The following is a 19,530-nucleotide window of genomic DNA, read 5'->3' as shown; positions in this document are numbered from 1 at the left end:
TCAGAGGAGTTGAGGCATGACGCCCCCGAAGCGTTGGACCACCGCCGTGCTTGATGTTCAGGCACCCGGCGGCTGGGCCGTGGTTCAGAGTGACCAGGGCTTTTTGAAAGACAGCAACGGCGTGCTGTTCCCCCGCGAATGGCTGAAGCGCCAGGCGCTGCCGTTACTGCACGAGCATGGCATTGGCCATTTTGACGGCGAGCCGGTGTACGTGCAGACCCTCCAACATTCGACGGGGTCGGATCTGGCGTTGGAGGCTGAGGGTTCGCAGTGGCAGACCCTCCGTCAGTTCATGCTCGCCGACGACGCCGATGTGTTCCAGATGCTTGGCTACGCGGCGCAGATCAGCACCTGGGCCCGTGAACATCGTTTTTGTGGGCGTTGCGGTCAGGCGGCGCAGCAAGTGCCGGGGGAGCGGGCGATGTATTGCCCGCACTGCGATCTGCGCGCGTATCCGAGGATTTCGCCGAGCATGATCGTGCTGATCACCCGCGGCGATGAAGTGCTGCTGGCGCGCTCGCCGCGTTTTGTGTCGGGGGTCTACAGCACCCTGGCCGGGTTCGCCGAACCGGGCGAGTCCGCAGAGGACTGTGTACGGCGCGAGGTGATGGAAGAGGTCCGGGTCACCGTCAAGAATATCCAGTACAAGGGCAGCCAGTGCTGGCCGTTCCCGCACTCGATGATGCTCGGCTTCCACGCCGAATACGACAGCGGCGAGATCGTGCCCCAGGCAGACGAAATCGAAGACGCCCAGTGGTTCAGCATCCATGACCTGCCGCCGTTGCCGGCCAGTCGCTCGATTGCGCGCTACCTGATCGATCTGTATCTGGCCCAGCGCTCGGGCTCAGTTGAACCAGTGCTGCCAGGCCAGGCGGACGGTTAAGCCCAGCACCACGGTAATGAAGACAGGGCGGATGAACTTCGCGCCGCCCTTGATCGCGGTTCTGGCGCCGAGAAAGGCGCCGACCATCAGCGCCAGGCCCATCGACAGACCAATGACCCAGTCCACCGAGCCGTTGATGGCGAAGATCATCAGCGCGGCGGCGTTGCTGACGAAGTTCATGCTGCGCGCGACACCGCTGGCTTTCACCAGATCGACCGGGTACATCAACAGCGTGCTGACCGTCCAGAACGCCCCGGTGCCGGGCCCGGCCACGCCGTCGTAAAAGCCCAGCCCGAGGCCTTGGGGCAGCTGCCATTTGGTCTTGATCGGCGCATTGCTGTCCAGCGGCGCCTTGGGCGTGCCGCCGAACAGCAGGTACAGCCCGCAGCCGAACACGATCACCGGGAGCATCTGGTTCAGCAGTTCGGCCGGCAGATAATGCGCGACCACGGCACCGATCAGCGCACCCACCGCCGTGCCGATCAGGGCGCGTTTCCACTGCCCCGGATTGAACAGCTTGCGCCGGTAAAAGGTGTAGCTGGCGGTGGCCGAGCCAAAGGTCGAGCTGAGCTTGTTGGTGCCCAGCACCAGATGCGGCGGCAGGCCGGCAGTGAGCAGTGCAGGCGTGGTCAACAGCCCGCCGCCGCCTGCGATGGCGTCGATGAAACCGGCGGCAAAGGCAACGACAGCCAGCACCAGAAGGGTAATGGGTTCAACGGTGAGTTCGAACGGCATGGGAAGGCGCTTATCGGGCAGATGGGCAGAATGGCTGCCCGCAAGCGCAGCATTCTACCTGCAAGGCGCGCGGTGTAGTAGGACCGGCTTCAGCCGGGAAGGGGCCAACGTGAACACCCTCAATCTCGCGGTGGGGCGCCCGACGCCTTCCCGGCTAAAGCCGGTCCTACTAATACCGCACGCGGTGTGTCAGGTGGGACGCGCTCGTATTGTGGGACCGGCTTCAGCCGGGAAGAGGCCAACGTGAACACCCTCAATCTCGCGGTGTGGCACCTGACGCCTTCCCGGCTAAAGCCGGTCCCACTGACAACGCACGCGGTGTGTCAGGTGGGACGCGCTCGTATTGTGGGACCGGCTTCAGCCGGGAAGGGGCCGGTGGGGACACCCTTGGCGTTCGGTCTGACCTGACTCAAATATCCGACACACTCACCCAGCGCATCTCCTTCGCCGCGATGCGAATCGCTGTAGCCAGGCGCTCGACCTCCATCGCTTCGGCAAAATCCGTCCCGCTCGAAACCTGCCCACCCAGCGCCTGGATGAGGTCGTGCACTTCCAGTGTCTTCAGTTCGTTGTACCCCAACTGATGCCCCGGCGCCGGGCAGAAAGACGCGTACCCGGGTTGCGCAGGACCCGCCAGAATCCGCTGAAAGCCGTCGAGTCCCGGGGATCCTGTTCGGTACAGCCGCAGCTCGTTCAAGCGTTCCTGATCAAACGACACTGTCCCTTCCGTGCCACCGATCTCGAAGCTCAGATGATTCTTGTAGCCGTGCTTCAGCCAACTGCTGCCGAATGTACCCCGCGCGCCGTTGGCGAAGCGCAGCAGCGCGTAAGTCTGGTCATCGATACTGATCGCTCGTTGCTCTTCGCTGCCGCGCGTGGCCGGGCGTTGCGGATACACGGTTTGCGAGTCTGCGCACACCGCGTCGACATCGCCGAGCAGGTACCGCGCCATTGCCAGCAAATGGCTGCCGAGGTCCGCCAGGGCTCCGCCGGCATGGGCCTCTTCGCAGCGCCACGACCACGGCGACAGCCCATCGCCCATGAAGTCCTCGCTGAATTCCCCCTGAAAACTGACGATCCGGCCCAGCTCGCCACGCTCGATCATCTGCTTTGCCAATCCGATGATCGGGTTGTGCTGGTAGTTGTAGCCCACCCTCGTCACCACGCCGGCCTTGCGCGCTGCCGCCTGCATCTCCCGCGCCTGCGCCAGACTCACCGCCAGCGGCTTCTCGCAATACACTGCCTTGCCCGCTTCAAGGGCCGCCATGGCCATGGGGAAATGCAGCTGGTTTGGCGTGGTGATCGCCACCAGATCGACCGCTGGATCGCTGATCAGCTGTTGCCAGTCGTCATGGCTGCGCTGGAACCCCCAACTGGCTGCGCACTGTTGCGCACGCGCAGCATCGGCATCGGCCAGCGCGACAAGGGTGAGGTTGAAGGGCAGATCGAACGTAGTGCGTGCATTGTGAAACGCCAGGGCGTGAGCCCGACCCATGAAGCCCGTGCCGATCAGGCCGACGCCCAGTTCTGGAAGAGAATTCCCGCGCATGACAGCGTGTCCTTTAAGACGTGTTGTTGTGCGGAAAATGTAGGCGGTTGGGGGCGCCCGATGGAATCTTTATTCCATCAGGAACACCTCAGTTTCACCTCAGCGGCGTGGGTTTGCCTCCACGACTCAGGACAGAAACCCGCCGTCCACATTCAACGCCACGCCCGTCGTGTAGCTCGACGCGTCGCTCGCCAGGTACAGCACCGTCCCCGCCATCTCGCTCGGCGCCGCCACGCGCTTGAGGGGAATCTGCGCCAACGCGGTGTTGAGGATCTTCTCGTTGCTCACCAGCGCCGAGGCGAATTTGGTGTCGGTCAGGCCCGGCAGCAGGGCGTTGCAGCGGATGCCGAACTGCGCACATTCCTTGGCGAAGACTTTGGTCATGTTGATCACCGCCGCTTTGGTCACCGAATAGATGCCCTGATACACGCCCGGCGAGACGCCGTTGATCGACGCCACGTTGATGATGCTGCCGCCGCCGTGTTCGCGCATCAGCTTGCCGGCCTCCACGGACATGAAAAAGTAGCCGCGGATGTTCACGTCGACGGTCTTCTGGAACGCACCGAGGTCGGTGTCCAGCACGTTGCAGAACTGCGGGTTGGTCGCCGCGTTGTTCACCAGAATGTCCAGGCGGCCAAACTGCTCGCGGATCTGCGCGAACACGGCTGTGATCTGTTCCATTTCACCGATGTGGCAGGCGATGGCGGTGGCCTGGCCGCCTTCGGCAATGATCGCCTCCGCGACCTGCTGGCAGCCGTCGATCCTGCGGCTGGAGACGATGACATGGGCGCCTTGCTGGGCCAGCAGTTTGGCGATCGCTTCGCCGATGCCACGGCTGGCCCCCGAGACGAAAGCGATCTTGCCATCGAGGTCGAACAGTTGGGTCTTGGACATGTTGTTTTCCTTGTCGTGTCGCAATCAGAGGCTGGAATGCTCAATCACTTGCAGGGCCATGCGCTCGAGCAGGGCGTTCATGTGAATGAACTGAGCGAAGCGCTTGTCCTGGGTCTGGCCGTGGAAGAAGCGGAAGTAGATTTGCTGGACGATGCCCGCCAGACGAAACAGACCGCAGGTGTAGTAAAAGTCGAAATTGTCGATGGCAATGCCCGATCGCTCGGCGTAGTACGCCACGAACTGCTCACGGGTGAGCATGCCCGGCGCATGGCTGGGCTGGCGCCGCATCAGTTGCACCGGCGCGGGGTCGTCCGCCTGAATCCAATAGGCCAGACTGTTGCCCAGGTCCATCAGCGGATCACCGAGCGTGGTCAGCTCCCAGTCCAGCACGCCGATGATTTGCATCGGGTTGTCGGGGCCGAGGATCACGTTGTCGAAGCGGTAGTCGTTGTGCACCAGGCTGGAGACGGGGTGGTCCGCCGGCTGCTTTTCGTCCAGCCAGCGGGCGACCTTTTCCCAGCTCGGCGCATCGGCGGTACGGGCTTTCTCGTAACGCTCGGTCCAGCCGCGAATCTGCCGCTCAACGTAACCCTGGGGCTTGCCCAGATCGCCGAGGCCACAGGCGGTGTAATCCACCTGATGCAGTTCCACCAGCCGATCGATGAAGCTCTTGCACAGGGTTTCGGTCTGCGCGGCATCGAGGTTCAGCTCGGCGGGCAACTCCGCGCGCAGAATGATGCCCTTGACCCGCTCCATCACGTAAAACTCGGCACCGATCACGCTGTCGTCAGTGCAATGCAGGTACGCCCTGGGGCAATAGGGGAATACGTCGCGCAGTTGATTGAGGATGCGGAATTCGCGGCCCATGTCGTGGGCGCTTTTCGCCTTGTGACCGAACGGCGGGCGGCGCAGAACCAATTCCTGCTCGGGGTACTTCAGCAGGTACGTCAGGTTCGACGCGCCACCGGGAAACTGGCTGATCTGCACGCTACCGCTCAGGCCGGGGACGTGGGCTTTCAGGTACGGGTCGATCAATGCAGCGTCGAGCTCTTCGCCGGATCGAACCGGGGTGGACTGGTCGGTGAGCGCCATGCGTATCCCTGCAGATTATTTTGGTGGGCCAGGATCATTGGCTAATCTAATGCGCACCGGCGACCGCGAACAAGGGCTATTGGCGCGGGTGTTACGCCGCAATCAACCGCCCTGATTCACAGGCGGGAGGCGCTGTCTTGCACGTCGCCCGGACGAAAAAAAACCGAAGCCGGGCAGCTTCGGTTCTTTCGCAACGGCGGTGCGTCCTCAGGAAGGAAACAGCTCGCTCAGTTTCATCGCCAGCATCATGTCGCCTTCAGCGCGCAGTTTGCCGCCCATGAACGCCTGCATGCCGTCGGTCTCGCCGCTGACGATGCCTTCCAGGGTTTCGCCGTCCATCACCAGGGTGACCTGCGCGTCCGGGTTCTCGCCTTCCTGCAATTCGCAGGTGCCGTCCTTGACGATCAGGGAGAAGTTCTTGGTTTCGTCGATGCGGAAACCGAACACCAGGTCCAGGCCCGCAGCAGCGGCTGGGTTGAACTTGGCTTTCATGGCGTGGACGGCGTTTTCTACGGAGCTCATGGTGTGATCCTTTTATATGAGTGGTGATGAGCACTTTGCGAGTGCGATTGGCCGGGCTCAGCGATAGGTGATGAGCTCCGGCGCCTTCATCAGTTGCAAGTGCGCGTAACTGTTGAAGGAAGCCAGGGACACCTCGCGCTCACGGAACTTCAGGTGATTGAGCGAGGTGTTGACTATGTGCCAGTTCAGTTCAAAAGCCTGGGTGGCCGGCATCTGTGTGATCAGGTGGAGCAGAGCGGTGATGGTGCCACCGGAGGTGAACACGGCGATGCGGTCGCTTGGCCCGGCGCTGTCGAGGATGCTGCTCAGGCCGGCTTCGACCTGCTCGACGAAGGCCTGCCAGCTCTGCAGGGCGGCGGCGTCGTGATCGCCCACCAGCCAGCGGCGAATGATCGCGGCGAACAGGCGCTGGAACTCGGCGCGTTTGTTGGCCGCGTCGCGCATGATCTCAAAGGCGTCCGGTTCTTCATCCAGCATCGCCGGGAGCAGCGCGCGGATCACGCCTTCTGCGTTGAATTCGTTGAAGGCGATGTCGGTCTCAAGTTCGGGGGTGACATGGCCGGCAGCGTTGAGCTGGGCGATCACCGTTTCGGCCGTGTGGCGCTGGCGGAACAAGGCGCCACTGATGCAGCGGTCGAAGTTCAGACCCAGCTGGGCGAGGTGTGCGCCAAGGATTTCGGACTGACGAAAACCGGTGGGCGACAGGACGTCGTAATCGTCCGCACCAAACGAGGCCTGGCCATGTCGTATGAGATAGATGCTGCCCACGACCGCTTCACCCTGGCACGTTGAAAGTGCTGGGAGGTTATGAGGACGGCCCGCGGTCTGTCAATGAAAAAACATACGCTCGTTTGAATTGGCCGATCTGTCCCGTATTCGCCGTCGCGTCACTGGCTCGGCCACCGGCGCGCCGGTATGCTTGGCCCCATTCGCGATCCTCTGCCGAGGGTCTGCTGTACCGGTAAGGAGTTTCTGTGGAGTTCATTTTCGATTACGCCAGCTTCCTGGCAAAGACCGTCACCATCGTGATCGCGATCATTGTGGTGCTGGTGGTCATCGCGTCTATGCGCGGTCGCGGGCGCCGTGGCGCAGGCGGTCAGTTGCACGTCACCAAACTCAATGACTTCTACAAAGGGCTGCGTGATCGCCTCGAAGGTTCGCTGCTGGACAAGGCGCGGCTCAAGGCGCTGCGCAAGTCCCAGGCCAAGGAGCTGAAGAAGGACAAGAAGTCCACCGAGGTCAAGTCGCGGGTCTACGTGCTCGACTTTGACGGTGACATCAAGGCTTCGGCCACCGAGAACATGCGCAACGAGATCACCGCGCTGCTGGCCCTCGCCACCCCCAAGGATGAAGTGGTGCTGCGCCTGGAGAGCGGCGGCGGCATGGTCCACAGCTACGGTCTGGCGTCGTCGCAGCTGGCGCGGATTCGTCAGGCGGGCATTCCGCTGACCGTCTGCATTGACAAGGTCGCGGCCAGCGGCGGCTACATGATGGCGTGCATCGGTACCCGGATCATCAGTGCGCCGTTTGCGATTCTGGGGTCGATTGGCGTGGTTGCCCAGTTGCCTAACGTCAATCGCCTGCTGAAGAAGCACGACATCGATTTCGAAGTGCTGACCGCCGGTGAGTACAAGCGCACGCTGACGGTGTTTGGCGAAAACACCGAGAAGGGCCGTGAGAAATTCCAGGAAGATCTGGACATCACCCACGAGCTGTTCAAGAACTTTGTGGCCAGCTACCGCCCGCAGTTGCAGATCGACGAAGTCGCCACCGGCGAGATCTGGCTGGGCATTGCCGCCAAGGACAAACTGCTGGTGGATGAGCTGAAGACCAGCGATGAATACCTGTCGGAGAAAGCCAAGACCGCCGAGGTGTTCCACCTGCACTACGCCGAACGCAAGAGCCTGCAACAGCGGGTTGGCATCGCCGCGAGCACGTCGGTTGACCACCTGGTGACAGGGTGGTGGGGCAAGCTGACGCAGCAGCGATTCTGGTGACTGAGCCCTTGAGCGCATCGCGTGAAGGCTGCATGAACCGGTTGTAGACCGGCTTTAGCCGGGAAGGGGCCCGAACAGGCGCGACATTGATAGCGCTCACACTGACCTCTTCCCGGCTGAAGCCGGTCCCACTAAATGCAGCCCGTGCAGCTATTGAGATTTACAGTGAACACGAATGTAGGACCGGCTTTAGCCGGGAAGGCGTCGGACGCCACACCGCAAGATTGACGGTGTTTGCACCTTGAGCCAGCTGAATTAAAAAGCCCCGACTTCTTACGAAGCCGGGGCTTTATATCAAGCGTGTTTAAACGCGGAATCAGCAGCAGCGACTCAACGCCGCCGAAACAGCGGCAGCGGCTCGTCCGTGGCAGCCTGATAGGTCACGGAAAAGTCCTTCAGACCTTCCAGCGCCTCGTACGGGTCCTTGTCGGCACGAATGGCGAACGCATCGAACCCGCAGCGGTGCAGGTAGAACAGCTGATCGCGCAGCACATCGCCGATGGCCCGCAGTTCGCCCTTGTAACCGTAGCGGTCACGCAGCAGGCGCGCATTGGAGTAGCTGCGACCGTCGGTGAATGCCGGGAAGTTCAGGGCGATGACCTGGAACTGATCCGCGTCGTCGCCGATTTCCTCGGCCTCCTCGTCGCTGTCCAGCCAGACACCCAGACCGCCGTCGCGGGCCTTCAGCGCATGGGCATGCTCGCGCCACAGGGTCAGCGGCACGATCAGGTCGTCGCAGTTGGACAGGCTGTCGAAGGTTGTGTCCTTGGGCAGCAGGTGCCAGGTCTCGTCGATGACCTCGTTGTTCTTAATGATTCGCTGCATAGACGCGCTCCTTGAAAGGGTCGATGCCAATACGCTGGTAGGTGTCGATGAAGCGCTCGTCTTCGTTGCGTTTCTCAACATAGACGTCGATCAGCTTCTCGATCACATCCGGCATCACGTCCTGTGCGAACGATGGGCCGAGGATCTTGCCCAGGCTGGCGTCGCGGCTGGCGCTGCCGCCCAGAGACACCTGGTAGAACTCTTCGCCTTTCTTGTCCACGCCGAGAATGCCGATGTGGCCCACGTGGTGGTGGCCGCAGGCGTTCATGCAGCCGGAGATGTTCAGGTCCAGCTCGCCGATGTCGAACAGGTAATCGAGATCGTCAAAACGACGCTGGATCGATTCGGCAATCGGGATCGACTTGGCGTTGGCCAGGGAGCAGAAATCGCCGCCCGGGCAGCAGATGATGTCCGTCAGCAGGCCAATGTTCGGCGTTGCGAAGCCTTGCTCGCGCAGTTCGCCCCACATCGCGAACAGCTGGCTCTGCTCGACGTCGGCCAGAATCACGTTCTGCTCGTGGGACGTGCGCAGTTCACCGAAGCTGTAGCGGTCGGCAAGGTCGGCGATGCCGTCCAGTTGCTTGTCGGTGAGATCGCCCGGCGCCACGCCGGTCGGTTTCAGCGACAGGGTCACGGCCGCGTAGCCCGGCTTTTTGTGGGCCAGGACGTTGCGCGAGCGCCAGCGTGCGAAACCGGGGTGCTGTTGATCCAGCTGAGCCAGTTCGGCGCTGTAATCGGTCAGTGCCTTGTAGTCCGGATCGACGAAGTGTTTGGCAACGCGATGCACCTCGGCCTCGGTCAGCGTGGTCTGGCCGCCGCGCAGGTGAGCCATTTCGGCCTCGACCTTCTCGGCGAACACTTCAGGGGTCAGCGCCTTGACCAGAATCTTGATGCGCGCCTTGTACTTGTTGTCGCGACGGCCGTAGCGGTTGTACACGCGCAGGATGGCGTCGAGGTAGCTCAACAGGTCCTGCCACGGCAGGAACTCGTTGATGAACGCACCGACCACCGGCGTGCGGCCAAGGCCACCGCCGACCAGCACGCGGAAGCCCAGCTCGCCGGCAGCATTCTTGAGCGGCTCCAGGCCGATGTCGTGGACCTCGATAGCAGCGCGGTCGGAGGCCGAGCCGTTGATCGCAATCTTGAACTTGCGCGGCAGGTAGGCGAATTCCGGGTGGAACGTCGTCCACTGACGGACGATTTCACACCAGGGGCGCGGGTCCACCAGCTCGTCGGCAGAGACGCCGGCAAACTGGTCCGTGGTGACGTTGCGCAGGCAGTTGCCGCTGGTCTGGATCGCGTGCATCTGCACGGTGGCCAGTTCGGCGAGAATGTCGGGGATGTCTTCGAGTGCCGGCCAGTTGAACTGCACGTTCTGGCGGGTACTGATGTGCGCGTAGCCCTTGTCGTAATCACGGGCGATCTTCGCCAGCATGCGGGCCTGGCGCGAGGTCAGCTGGCCGTAAGGCACAGCGACGCGCAGCATCGGGGCGAAGCGTTGGATGTAGAGGCCGTTTTGCAGGCGAAGCGGGCGGAACTCTTCTTCGCTGAGCTCGCCGGCCAGATAGCGGCGGGTCTGGTCGCGGAACTGCTTGACGCGGTCCTCGACGATCCGCTGATCGTACTCGTCGTATACGTACATGGTGGTCCTGTTCTCAGGCGGTTCACTGCTGCTGGGCCAGCCGGAAAGGCGATGCGTTGTCGTCTGCTTTCAGGCTACCGAACAAATCTGCGCGCACGGCCGCGCACTCCTTGCGGAGCCGGGGGAGGTTACCAGTTTGCAGATATGCGCAAAAGTGATGTTTGAGTATATGCACAGAACCAAAAGTGCTAAGCAGTACGTCGGTCCGGCATAACCTCACTTGTGATAAGGGCATGGCTCGACTTTACTCTGGCAATGGCCGACGACCCCTGTCGCTGGTCCGCGAGTTTTGCGATCACCCATAAAACAGACAAAAGGCGATGCAATGCGAAATCACCCGAAAGTTGCCAAATCCGAGAGCCATGTGGATGCATGGGCCATTCTGTTCATTGTCGTGCTGGTGGTGGGGGCGGTGGTGTTCTGGGTGACGCACCAGTAGCGATAACCTCCACCTATCTGTAGGCCTGCTGCTGGCGAACCCGTTCATGCAGGCACTGCAACGGCTTTTGCGAAATCGGGTTCGCCAGCAAGCCGGCTCCGACGGACACCCTATGCCGGTCTTTATAAGACTGCTCGCCTTGTAAGCGCGGTTTGCCGCCGATCGCTTTGCCATTTTCAGTCTTCATACTTCGGCCCTGACGATTTAATACTCAGGTGTTTCCGGCTGAATCGGCTAAAGGGCCTGCATGTAAAATTTAAACGATGGGTCAGCGTTCGATTAAACAGAATGTATATTGGGGCAGCCCACCGATGGCTATAAATCCTCGCTGTTGGTGTTGGCGTTCACAGTGCTGGCTTAACTGAATTTAAATTCTGGCTTCAGATTCTTTTCACTTAACGTGTCAGAACTTTCCGTAGGACCGCTCCTGATATTTGTAAGAAGTTTCTTGATGTGAAAACGTGGGTAGCATTTTAATTTTTCAGTCATTAGCCTTGCTCCTCAACGTCGGGTGGGATCTGGGCGACGTAGCTGCGGGCCCAAGGCTGTGGGGCCGAAGGGCAGGCTGCCGGGGCCGCGTTGTCCATGCTCGCACACGCCAATTTCCGCCATCAAAATATCGAGTGTCCAAACGGACGGCAAACCCGTAGACGCAATATTCTTTATTCCCTGCGCGCACTTCAGTGATGTGGGCCGGGGTCACGTTATCGCCTGAGTGATCGATTAATCATTCAATCCTGAAAATGCTCTCGGTGTTACCTATGAATTCAATAAGTCATGAGCCCTCCGGTATTGTGCCGATTAATCTAGACCTTATCTTCCAGGATACCTACTTGCTGGCGGTTGAACTGCGTCACGGTTGCACCATGACCGACAGCAAAACATTGCGCGAGACGTGTATTGCCCAAGTTGAAGGCGCGCGCAGCGCATTGCAGGAAGCAGGCATGAGCCAACGCAGTATGGACTTGATCATCCATGCGCAATGCGCGCTGCTTGATGAAGCCGTGTTGACCAACGTCGGGGACGGCGTCCGACAGATATGGATCAACGAATCGTTGCAGGCGAGGTTCTGCGGGCATCACCGAGCGGGTGAAATCCTGCATGAGCAAATGCGGGAAGTGCTGCGCGAGCCTGCGCCGGACATGCACGTCGTGACCCTATTCCAGCGGGTGATGATGCTGGGATTTCTGGGCGGTTATCGATCGCTGGACGACGAAGAGCGCATGGTTCTGAAAAACCAGCTGGACGCACTGGCAGGGCCGCAACTGTTCCCGGTGCGGCCGACCTGGATTGACGCCAGAGGCCCTGTCCGCACATTCCCCTGGTGGCTACGTTCTCCACTCCTGCACCTGGCAATCGCGGGACTCGCGCTGGTAGTCCTGTGGTGGTTCCTGAATCGTACGCTCGCCAACATGGTCGACGAGCTTGTCGTGAGGGGCGTCTGACCATGACGGACTCACTCCCGGCCTTTTTTGACCACAGCCGTCACACCCTGCGCTTCGACGACTTGAATGCCGACCTCGACGTGCTGACGTTCACGGGCGAAGAACACCTCAGCCAGCCGTTCACCTACGTCATCGAGTTCACCTCGACGGTTCAGGATATTGGCGCCGGTCACATGCTCGGCAAAGCCGCGCAGTTCACGCTGCACACTGCTCCCCACGTGCTCCCCAGCGCCATGGGCGGTTTGCCGTTACCCGCCGTACCCCCGCTGCGCACCCTGTGTGGCGTGGTCACCGGTTTCAAATGCCTGTCAGCCTCCAGGGACGAGGCGCGTTACGAAGTCACCCTTGAACCGCGGCTGGCGCTGCTGTCCCGCGGGCATCAGTACCGTATCTACCAACACAGGTCGGTGCCGGAGATTGTCGACAGCATTCTGCGCAGTCGCCACGGCATGGAAGGCCATGATTTCCGCTTCAAGCTCGTCCGTGACTACCCCCGGCGCGAGCAAGTGATGCAATTCGGCGAAAGCGATCTGGCATTCATCTCACGGCTGCTGGCCGAGGTGGGCATCTGGTTTCGTTTCGCCCACGACGCCCGTCTTGATATCGACGTGATCGAATTCAACGACGATCAGCGCCATTACCAATGGCCGCAAATCCCGGTGCCGTGTCGCTCGCCCTCGGGGCTGGACAGCCATGACCAGGACGCTGTGTGGCAGCTGCAATCCGACCATTGCGTGGTGGAAAAGCGCATCCACTTTCGTGCCTACGACCCACGGGATGCCAATGCCTGGCTCGACGGCGAGGTGGACCAGAGCCGCCGCGCCACCACCACCTACGGCGAGGCCTATCACTATGCCGAACCCTATACCGTGCTGGGCGACGCACGGGATCAGGACGAAGACCTTATAAGCGAAAGCGGTTTCTTCTATGGCCGGCTGCGCCACGAACGTTATCTCAATGCCCAGACGCGTTTAACCGGCGTCAGCAGCAGTGCGACCCTGGCGCTGGGGCAAATCCTCGACGTCACCGGTGACGCCCCCAACGCGTTTGAACCCGGCGCCGTGATTACGGGCCTGAGCCTGCGCGCCGCCCGGGACCGCAGTTTCGAAGTCGCCTTCGTGGCCATTCCCTTCAGCGAGACCGTTTGCTTCCGTCCCCCGGTGCCGCGCAAGCCGCAGCTCGCCGGCACCGTTGCCGCCCGTGTCACCAGCGTCATCGCCAACGACCCCTACAGCCACATCGACAAGGAAGGTCGCTACAAGGTCAACTTCCTGTTCGACCGTGATCCCTGGGAGCCCGGTGAAGAAAGCGCGTGGCTGCGTCTGGCCCGGGCCTACGCCGGCGACACCCACGGCCTGCACCTGCCGCTGATTGCCGGCACCGAAGTGGCCGTGGCCTTTGAGCATGGCGACCCCGACCGGCCCTACATCGCCCATGCCTTGCACGACGACCGGCACCCGGACCCGGTGACCCTGGCGGACCGGGACTTCACCCGCAACGTGCTGCGCACGCCGGCCAACAACAAACTGCGCATGGAAGACGAGCGCGGCAAGGAGCACGTCAAGCTCAGCACCGACCACAGTGGCAAGAGTCAGCTGAATCTGGGGCATCTGGTGGACGCCAGCAAGCAAAAGCGCGGCGAAGGCTTCGAACTGCGCACCGATGGCTGGGGGGCAATCCGCAGCGGCAAAGGGCTGTTCATCAGCGCCGATGAACAGGCCGGCGCCCAGGGGCAGCAACTTGAGATGGCAGCGGCGATTGCTCACCTGCAGCATGCGGTGGAGCAACTGCAAGGGCTGTCTCAGGATGCCCAGGCGAGCAGGGCGGAGCCCGCCGGGGTTCAGGCGCAAATGGACCTGCTTGAACAGAACCTCGAACAGCTCAAATCCGCCGTGCTGTTGCTCAGCGCCCCACAAGGCATTGCCCTCACCAGCGGCAAGCACCTGCAACTGGCGGCACACGACAACCTGATGCTCAACGCCGGCGGCGAAGCCGACATCAGCGTGGTCAAGCGGATGTTCATCGGGGTCGGCAAAGGCTTGAGCCTGTTCGTGCGCCAGCTGGGCATCAAGCTGATCGCCAATCAAGGGCCCGATCACCGTGCAGGCGCAGAACGACACGCTGGAGCTGCTGGCCCGGCAAGGCCTGAGCATCACCAGCACCGAAGACGAGATCCACATCGTCGCCAAGAAGAAGATCGTGCTGAACGCCGCAGGTAGCTATCTGACCCTTGAACAAGGCCTCATCGAGTCGGGGACGGCGGGCGACCATCTCCTCAAGGCCGCGACTTTTCAGTTCCTCAAGGGCGGCGCGACCATGGCTGCCGACCATCCCGATTCCCCGAAACAGCTGACCCGTCAGCCCCTGCGCCTGAAGTTGGCCGCAACGCCCAACCTTGGCGGCAGCTGGACTCACATGCCCTACAAGCTTTATGCCGATGGCGGACTGATCACCGAGGGCGTCATGGACGGCAGCGGGCATGTCGAGGTTGATCATCAGCCGACGACGCAGGAATACCGGCTGGAAATGGCCAACGGCGTCAGCTACCGCATTCCCGCCGTGACCGCTTACCGCCATCCCGAGCAGGGAAGGCTGGCCAATCAGGGCCTGCATAACCACCGTTCTGCGCCCGACACCCCGGTCAATCAGCCCGCCTCGCACGCCGACCACCGCACGCAGTACGCCGCCGTGCTGAATAACACCGCCGATCAGGAAGAGGAGGCTCCATGACGCAGCCCGAAATCGTCGCGCCCGTATCGTTTCAAGAAACCGACACCGTGACTCTGACGCCCCCCTGGTTCGTGCAGGACTCTGAGTACCCGCCAGCTTTGACGACGTACATGCCGCTGGTAAACGGCGAAGAGACCTTTGGTGCCGTGCACCGTGCCATTGCAAGCGCGACACGTTCGGTTGATATCATTTGTTGGGGCTTTCAGCCGTCGATGTATTTCATTCGTCAGCAATCCAATCCGGTTTGTTCTGCCGAAGTGCCGATGCCGTCCAGCAAGGATTGGGTGGCATGCCATGAGCCGTGCATCGGCGAACTGCTCATGCAAAAGGCCAGGCAGGGCGTAAAAGTACGCGTGCTGGGTTGGGAGTTACCATTCAACACCGCAGGCGTCGGCGGCGAAGCCAATTTGCCCGGCAAAGGCCGGGTACCCATTGACGATCGCAAGATGCAGAGCTCTACCGACGATCAGTACGCCTATGACCGCAAGTGGTTCGCGATGTGTTCCATCTCAGGCATTCCTATGCCGTTATGGCGTGACCTGGAAAGGCCTGCCTTCGCCAGTCGCGGCTTCAGCCTCTTTGACCGCGCCGAGATCATCCACCAAGCCCGGTATCACAGCGCCGATCCGAACCTGAGCGCCATCACGTTCGCAGCCCTCGGTATTGCCGCCACCCACCATCAGAAAACCGTGCTTGTGGACTATGAAGCCCCCGAACAGGCGGTGGGTTTCGTAATGGGCCACAACACCCTCGACGAATATTGGGACACCGACGCTCATTCGGCGCTCAAGCGCGACAAAGCCAGTAAACCCGCGCCCAATGCCGGGCCTCGGGGTGACACGCCGCGTCAGGACATTTCCAGCCAGGTGGCCGGGCCGATCCTGGAGCACCTGCACCACAACTTTGCCACCGCCTGGTTCGACGCGACGGGCGAAGACCTGATGACCACTCGCGACGCCATGGCCCTGGGCAAACGCCTGCAATGCCCGCCCGACCAGCAACGGCACTTCGCCCAGATCCTGCGCACCCAGGCCCAGGAAGGCCGACGCGACATCGAGACGCTTTATCTGCAAGCGGTGAACAACGCCACGGGCTTCATCTACATCGAAAACCAGTACTTTCGCTGGCCGCCCCTGGCCGAAATGATCAAGAAGGCCGCCATCGCCCAGACCCAGGGCGGACGCGACCCCGGCAAGCACGGCGCATTGCACCTGTTCGTGATCACCAACGTGACCGACGACGGCATCGGCAAAGGCACGGTCAACACTCACCGCATGCTCGACAGCCTGGGGCGCGCTGACACCATGCCGAAAATCACCCAACTGCAGCGCATCGAGGCTGCAAAGGCAAAAGCCGCCGCGCAGGAGCAGGACCTGAGCGAATTGATCGCGGACCAGGCGATGACCTTTGTGAGCCATTTGCTGACCGGGCCAAATAGCGAGATGAGTGAAAAGGCCCTGCAAAAGCAGCGCGACGCCGAAAGCGCGGCGGCCTTCCGGCGGGCCGTGCTCGAAGGCCAGATCAAGGCCATCGAACAGGAAGTCCTCAAGCCCGAGGACATCCCCAACCTCAAAGTGCATATCTGCTCGCTGGTGGCGCCCGACTCACTTCCCGGTAACTGGATGCCGGTGTACATCCATTCCAAGTTGATGATCGTCGACGACGTGTTTACCACCCATGGCTCCGCCAACATCAACACCCGCAGCATGCAGGTTGATAGCGAATTGAATATTGCCCATGAGTGGGCGAGTGAAACTCAGGCGTTGAGGCGGACGTTGTGGGATCTGCATACGGCGGGGAAGGGGATCCAGGATCAGCCGAAAGCTGCGTTCAAGGCCTGGCAGGAAATCATCAAGAAAAATAAGGACCTCCGCGCAGACGAGAAGGGTAAGCAACCTTGCGCTCCCCTCGTCGAATTTCATTACTCCCCCGCCACGCTGACGAACCTCGACTGATGCGCCGCTTACTGCTGCTTGCCTGCCTAGCCATGACTGCCTGCGACAACGGCAACGGGTTACGACCACTACCGGACAAGGACATCCCGATGAAATCCCTCGCTGCAATTAAGGACAACCTGGCCTTTACTTGCAAACACGAAACGCTAACTCCGGGGAGTGCTGACAGCGATGTGCTGTTCCAGTACGCCCGCTGGCTGGAGAAGAACAACCAGCTGAAACAAGACCCGGATACCGACCTTGAAATTAGTCGGCTGTACCGTATCGCCACTGAGAATGGTCATACCAAGGCCAATATCAACCTGCAGAACGGCAGCCTGCGCGGGAAATACAAACTCCGGGGCTACGAGCACCTGCGCTTCAGTCAAGACCTGATCGATGCAAACGTAGCCACGGGTTACTACTTCGTGTCGCTATTTTTGAAAAACGGTATTGCCGATTTGAAACCAGATATGGAGATGTCGTTGCGCTTTTTGCGCAAGGCGGCCGACGAAGGAAGTGCCCAAGCTCAATACGAGATTGGCGATGCGCTGGCGCCGAGCAGCAGAGCGCCCGATGTCGCGCGGCAGATGCGTCGGTGTGCGGCTGAGCAAGGGCATGGAGATGCAGCGCTGGAGCTAGCAGTCAATCTCCAAGGTAGGCGGCAATACCGAGACGCGCTTGAGGCATTTCAGCTCGGCGTCGCCGCAGGCGATGAAACTTCCGCAGGATGGCTGGATGACAGTTTTCGAGGTCCGGAGCCGACCGATGAGTTGCATTACTTGGCTCTCGACAAAGATCTCGACCGCGCCGAGCGCTACAACAAAATCTGGAGCATCCTCGCCGACTACTCCTACGCCCACCCAAAAGTCCCCGAAATCAACGAAATCCTCCCGCTGCCCCCGGCCAAGCTGCCGCCGTGGGACGGCAAGCTGCAATGGCTGGAAGCCCGCGAAGCCAATGTCCCGCCGGAAAAGCCTTCGCCGGAGTTAATTCAGCGCCTGACCCGGGACCTGAAAATCGACCCCGTCACCGGCAGACCGATGCCGGGCGCCAAGGGCTTCAGCCAGGCAGACCTGTCGGCCGACCAATGCGTCGCCGGGACCAAGTGCCCGGTCAGTGGTTGGTGGCAGGTGGTCGTGCACCGGGAACTGCACACCCCCGACGGCCAGCCGATTGTTCGTCACTTCGAGCAAGGAGACGTTTTCCCTGTCGAGCGCATGTGCTACTACCGCGACCGAATCTGGCCGCTTGCCAAGAGCGAGCACGAAGGCCCGGTACGGGTCTGGTGGAGGCTGGCATGAAGAAGTGGGTTCTGAAGGCGTTCTTCCTGCTGTCCGCAACAATGCTGCTGACCACAGGGTTGTTTGAGCTCTACAGCAAAATGCCAGTCTGCGAAGAGCGGGAAAACGGGCGGGGCGCGATGAACAGTTGTCTGCCCTATGATCAGTTACTCGCAGGTGATTACAGGGTCAGAAAAGGGCAGGTGTATTGGGAGGAGCGAGAGTATTCACCTGAAAAAAACTGCGGGTTTGGGTATTTTTCGATAGTTGCCAACTTAACTAGCTTTAAGTGTTTGCTGGAGATGAAGGGCTACATTCGGACAGTAGAGCGTCGAAAGTTTACCAAGGTAGAAAAGCTGTCGCCTGCGTTCAGGGTTTTAGAAGCCACAGAATCCGGACTGTTGGACTGGCAAAAAAAACAATTCAACAAATATGCCGTGGGCGAACAGGGTGTGTATTTCGAAGGACGGTTGTTGGAAGGGGCCGACCCCAAAGACTTCTCGGTTATCTTTCCATTAGGTGACCATGAATTGTGGAGCTTTGTAAGTGTCTTTCGTACCGGGGATATGACCTTTGTTGGCGGGCAAAGCCTGGGTGATGTCGATCTCACTCTGTTTCGCTTGCTCGAACCCTCTAAATGTCCGGAGGCTTTCACTGTCTGCGAGACGGATGACCTAACTCAGCTCCTTCAGGCAGAGGGTGGGGTTTTCGCCGCGTTAGGTAACGATGTGGTTTTTTTGTCGGCTTACAAGTTGGTTCGTTTTGAAAATAAAGTTTCCCCTGGCATGTATATGTTTTCTCACAAAGCTAAGCGGTATCTATACACTCAGGGAACTCTGTATGAGCTCTCAGTAGCCCGCGATAGACTTATAGGATCTCCCAGTGATTATAAGGATGATATGATCTGGTTTCGCCCAGACTACAAGCCGCTTTCTCAGTCCTCCGAAGCGTACCTTCCTTGGCAGAACGCGCAGATCAAGCAATATAGCGTCACGAACGATGGCGTCTACTTCAGAGGTCAACGTTTGGATGGTGCTGACCCCAGAACTTTCAAGGTTATTTTTCCTTTTGGTACAGATGCGCAATGGAAGACTTTCTATATATCTAAAAGTGGTAGTGTTTCGTTCCGAGATGAAATAAATATTGGAGCGGCTGATTTTAGAGAGCCAAAGATTTTACTTCCGTGCGACGTTTCTGCGAGCGGGGTGATTCATTCTTGCTGGTCATTTCGTGAGGTTTTGGCATCGGCCAACGTAAAAGGGGTTGTAGCCCAGCTAGGTGAAGACGTTCTTTATTTTCATCGTCATGGGGTAAGCAAGTTTATAGGTGCCGCTTCTACCGACTTCCATATTGCAGACGTTGACGGAGTCTTCTATCTCATCAGAGGGGGCGCAAGCTATAGGCTCTTGAGAAATAGTAAGTTCCCAACGCTGAATTTTATTAGTGGATGGGGGACTTAGCGGACCTACCCACTTTGGATAAGTCTTACGTTTGTAACAGCAGTCTTAGTCTTTGCCTGGCTTCGCTGAAGCCATGAATCACTTACATTTCTTAGCAAAA

14 protein-coding genes and 1 pseudogene are annotated in these 19,530 nt (G+C 60.2%); 7 read left to right on the top strand and 8 right to left on the bottom strand.

The window, feature by feature from the left end; all coding sequences use genetic code 11:
- The first annotated feature begins 16 nt into the window (after positions 1-16).
- Positions 17-883 carry an NAD(+) diphosphatase gene (gene nudC / locus M1E04_RS14465; protein WP_456291561.1) on the top strand — a complete coding sequence of 289 codons (867 nt, stop codon included), beginning with the start codon at positions 17-19 and terminating at the stop codon, positions 881-883.
- Here the strand turns inward: nudC and M1E04_RS14460 are convergent.
- From M1E04_RS14460 to M1E04_RS14435, 6 genes are all read right to left on the bottom strand, one after another.
- A complete protein-coding gene (locus M1E04_RS14460) occupies positions 845-1,618 on the bottom strand; it encodes a TSUP family transporter (RefSeq protein WP_065991406.1) in 774 nt (257 codons plus the stop codon). The genes nudC and M1E04_RS14460 overlap by 39 nt on opposite strands.
- 409 nt (positions 1,619-2,027) lie before the next feature.
- On the bottom strand, positions 2,028-3,167 hold the full coding sequence (locus tag M1E04_RS14455; protein ID WP_456291560.1) for a Gfo/Idh/MocA family protein: 1,140 nt from the start codon (positions 3,165-3,167) through the stop codon (positions 2,028-2,030).
- Positions 3,168-3,293: 126 nt separating this feature from the next.
- On the bottom strand, positions 3,294-4,061 hold the full coding sequence (locus M1E04_RS14450; protein ID WP_192135707.1) for an SDR family oxidoreductase: 768 nt from the start codon (positions 4,059-4,061) through the stop codon (positions 3,294-3,296).
- 24 nt (positions 4,062-4,085) lie between these two features.
- Positions 4,086-5,153: a phosphotransferase family protein gene (locus M1E04_RS14445; protein ID WP_456291559.1), complete on the bottom strand. Its 1,068-nt coding sequence runs from the start codon at positions 5,151-5,153 to the stop codon at positions 4,086-4,088.
- 207 nt (positions 5,154-5,360) lie between these two features.
- Positions 5,361-5,675 carry an SCP2 sterol-binding domain-containing protein gene (locus M1E04_RS14440; RefSeq protein ID WP_065991410.1) on the bottom strand — a complete coding sequence of 105 codons (315 nt, stop codon included), beginning with the start codon at positions 5,673-5,675 and terminating at the stop codon, positions 5,361-5,363.
- Between the two features lie 57 nt (positions 5,676-5,732).
- On the bottom strand, positions 5,733-6,443 hold the full coding sequence (locus M1E04_RS14435; RefSeq protein WP_456291558.1) for a histidine phosphatase family protein: 711 nt from the start codon (positions 6,441-6,443) through the stop codon (positions 5,733-5,735).
- A gap of 206 nt (positions 6,444-6,649) precedes the next feature.
- Here M1E04_RS14435 and sohB point away from each other — a divergent pair, with 206 nt between their 5' ends.
- Positions 6,650-7,672: a protease SohB gene (gene sohB / locus M1E04_RS14430; RefSeq protein ID WP_065991412.1), complete on the top strand. Its 1,023-nt coding sequence runs from the start codon at positions 6,650-6,652 to the stop codon at positions 7,670-7,672.
- A gap of 330 nt (positions 7,673-8,002) precedes the next feature.
- Here sohB and M1E04_RS14425 read toward each other — a convergent pair whose 3' ends face one another.
- Complete coding sequence (locus M1E04_RS14425; protein WP_065991413.1) at positions 8,003-8,497, bottom strand: DUF934 domain-containing protein; 495 nt, start codon at positions 8,495-8,497, stop codon at positions 8,003-8,005.
- On the bottom strand, positions 8,481-10,139 hold the full coding sequence (locus M1E04_RS14420; protein ID WP_065991414.1) for a nitrite/sulfite reductase: 1,659 nt from the start codon (positions 10,137-10,139) through the stop codon (positions 8,481-8,483). Before M1E04_RS14420 ends, M1E04_RS14425 begins: the two co-directional genes overlap by 17 nt.
- 1,305 nt (positions 10,140-11,444) lie before the next feature.
- On the opposite strand from M1E04_RS14420, the gene tssL reads away from it, so the two are divergent.
- The 5 genes and pseudogenes from tssL (at position 11,445) to M1E04_RS14395 (ending at position 19,430) form a co-directional block, all read left to right on the top strand.
- Complete coding sequence (gene tssL / locus M1E04_RS14415) at positions 11,445-12,023, top strand: type VI secretion system protein TssL, short form (RefSeq protein WP_456291557.1); 579 nt, start codon at positions 11,445-11,447, stop codon at positions 12,021-12,023.
- Positions 12,024-12,025: 2 nt separating this feature from the next.
- Positions 12,026-14,753 (top strand): annotated as a pseudogene (locus tag M1E04_RS14410) (type VI secretion system Vgr family protein).
- Entirely contained in the window at positions 14,750-16,708 is a 1,959-nt protein-coding gene (locus M1E04_RS14405) for a phospholipase D-like domain-containing protein (RefSeq protein WP_456291556.1), read from the top strand. Before M1E04_RS14410 ends, M1E04_RS14405 begins: the two are co-directional and overlap by 4 nt.
- Positions 16,708-17,991, top strand: coding sequence for an SEL1-like repeat protein (locus M1E04_RS14400; RefSeq protein ID WP_192135696.1), 1,284 nt, complete (start codon positions 16,708-16,710; stop codon positions 17,989-17,991). The genes M1E04_RS14405 and M1E04_RS14400 overlap by 1 nt, the downstream gene beginning before the upstream one ends.
- Positions 17,988-19,430, top strand: a complete 1,443-nt coding sequence (locus M1E04_RS14395) for a DKNYY domain-containing protein (RefSeq protein WP_456291555.1) — start codon at positions 17,988-17,990, stop codon at positions 19,428-19,430. Before M1E04_RS14400 ends, M1E04_RS14395 begins: the two co-directional genes overlap by 4 nt.
- The last annotated feature ends 100 nt before the right edge of the window (positions 19,431-19,530 follow it).

The sequence above is a fragment of the Pseudomonas sp. AK106 genome (assembly GCF_053903055.1).
The sequence above is the reverse complement of the archived record's forward strand: the minus strand, read 5'-3'. Positions and strand labels throughout refer to the sequence as shown.

What these genes read in the sequence shown, in the direction of transcription:
- M1E04_RS14445 (WP_456291559.1), bottom strand. Translation starts at nt 5,153, where the DNA reads ATGGCGCTCACCGACCAGTCCACCCCGGTTCGATCCGGCGAAGAGCTC.
- M1E04_RS14400 (WP_192135696.1), top strand. Translation starts at nt 16,708, where the DNA reads ATGCGCCGCTTACTGCTGCTTGCCTGCCTAGCCATGACTGCCTGCGAC.
- M1E04_RS14405 (WP_456291556.1), top strand. Translation starts at nt 14,750, where the DNA reads ATGACGCAGCCCGAAATCGTCGCGCCCGTATCGTTTCAAGAAACCGAC.
- nudC (WP_456291561.1), top strand. Translation starts at nt 17, where the DNA reads ATGACGCCCCCGAAGCGTTGGACCACCGCCGTGCTTGATGTTCAGGCA.
- M1E04_RS14455 (WP_456291560.1), bottom strand. Translation starts at nt 3,167, where the DNA reads ATGCGCGGGAATTCTCTTCCAGAACTGGGCGTCGGCCTGATCGGCACG.
- M1E04_RS14425 (WP_065991413.1), bottom strand. Translation starts at nt 8,497, where the DNA reads ATGCAGCGAATCATTAAGAACAACGAGGTCATCGACGAGACCTGGCAC.
- M1E04_RS14395 (WP_456291555.1), top strand. Translation starts at nt 17,988, where the DNA reads ATGAAGAAGTGGGTTCTGAAGGCGTTCTTCCTGCTGTCCGCAACAATG.
- M1E04_RS14450 (WP_192135707.1), bottom strand. Translation starts at nt 4,061, where the DNA reads ATGTCCAAGACCCAACTGTTCGACCTCGATGGCAAGATCGCTTTCGTC.
- tssL (WP_456291557.1), top strand. Translation starts at nt 11,445, where the DNA reads ATGACCGACAGCAAAACATTGCGCGAGACGTGTATTGCCCAAGTTGAA.
- M1E04_RS14460 (WP_065991406.1), bottom strand. Translation starts at nt 1,618, where the DNA reads ATGCCGTTCGAACTCACCGTTGAACCCATTACCCTTCTGGTGCTGGCT.
- M1E04_RS14420 (WP_065991414.1), bottom strand. Translation starts at nt 10,139, where the DNA reads ATGTACGTATACGACGAGTACGATCAGCGGATCGTCGAGGACCGCGTC.
- M1E04_RS14440 (WP_065991410.1), bottom strand. Translation starts at nt 5,675, where the DNA reads ATGAGCTCCGTAGAAAACGCCGTCCACGCCATGAAAGCCAAGTTCAAC.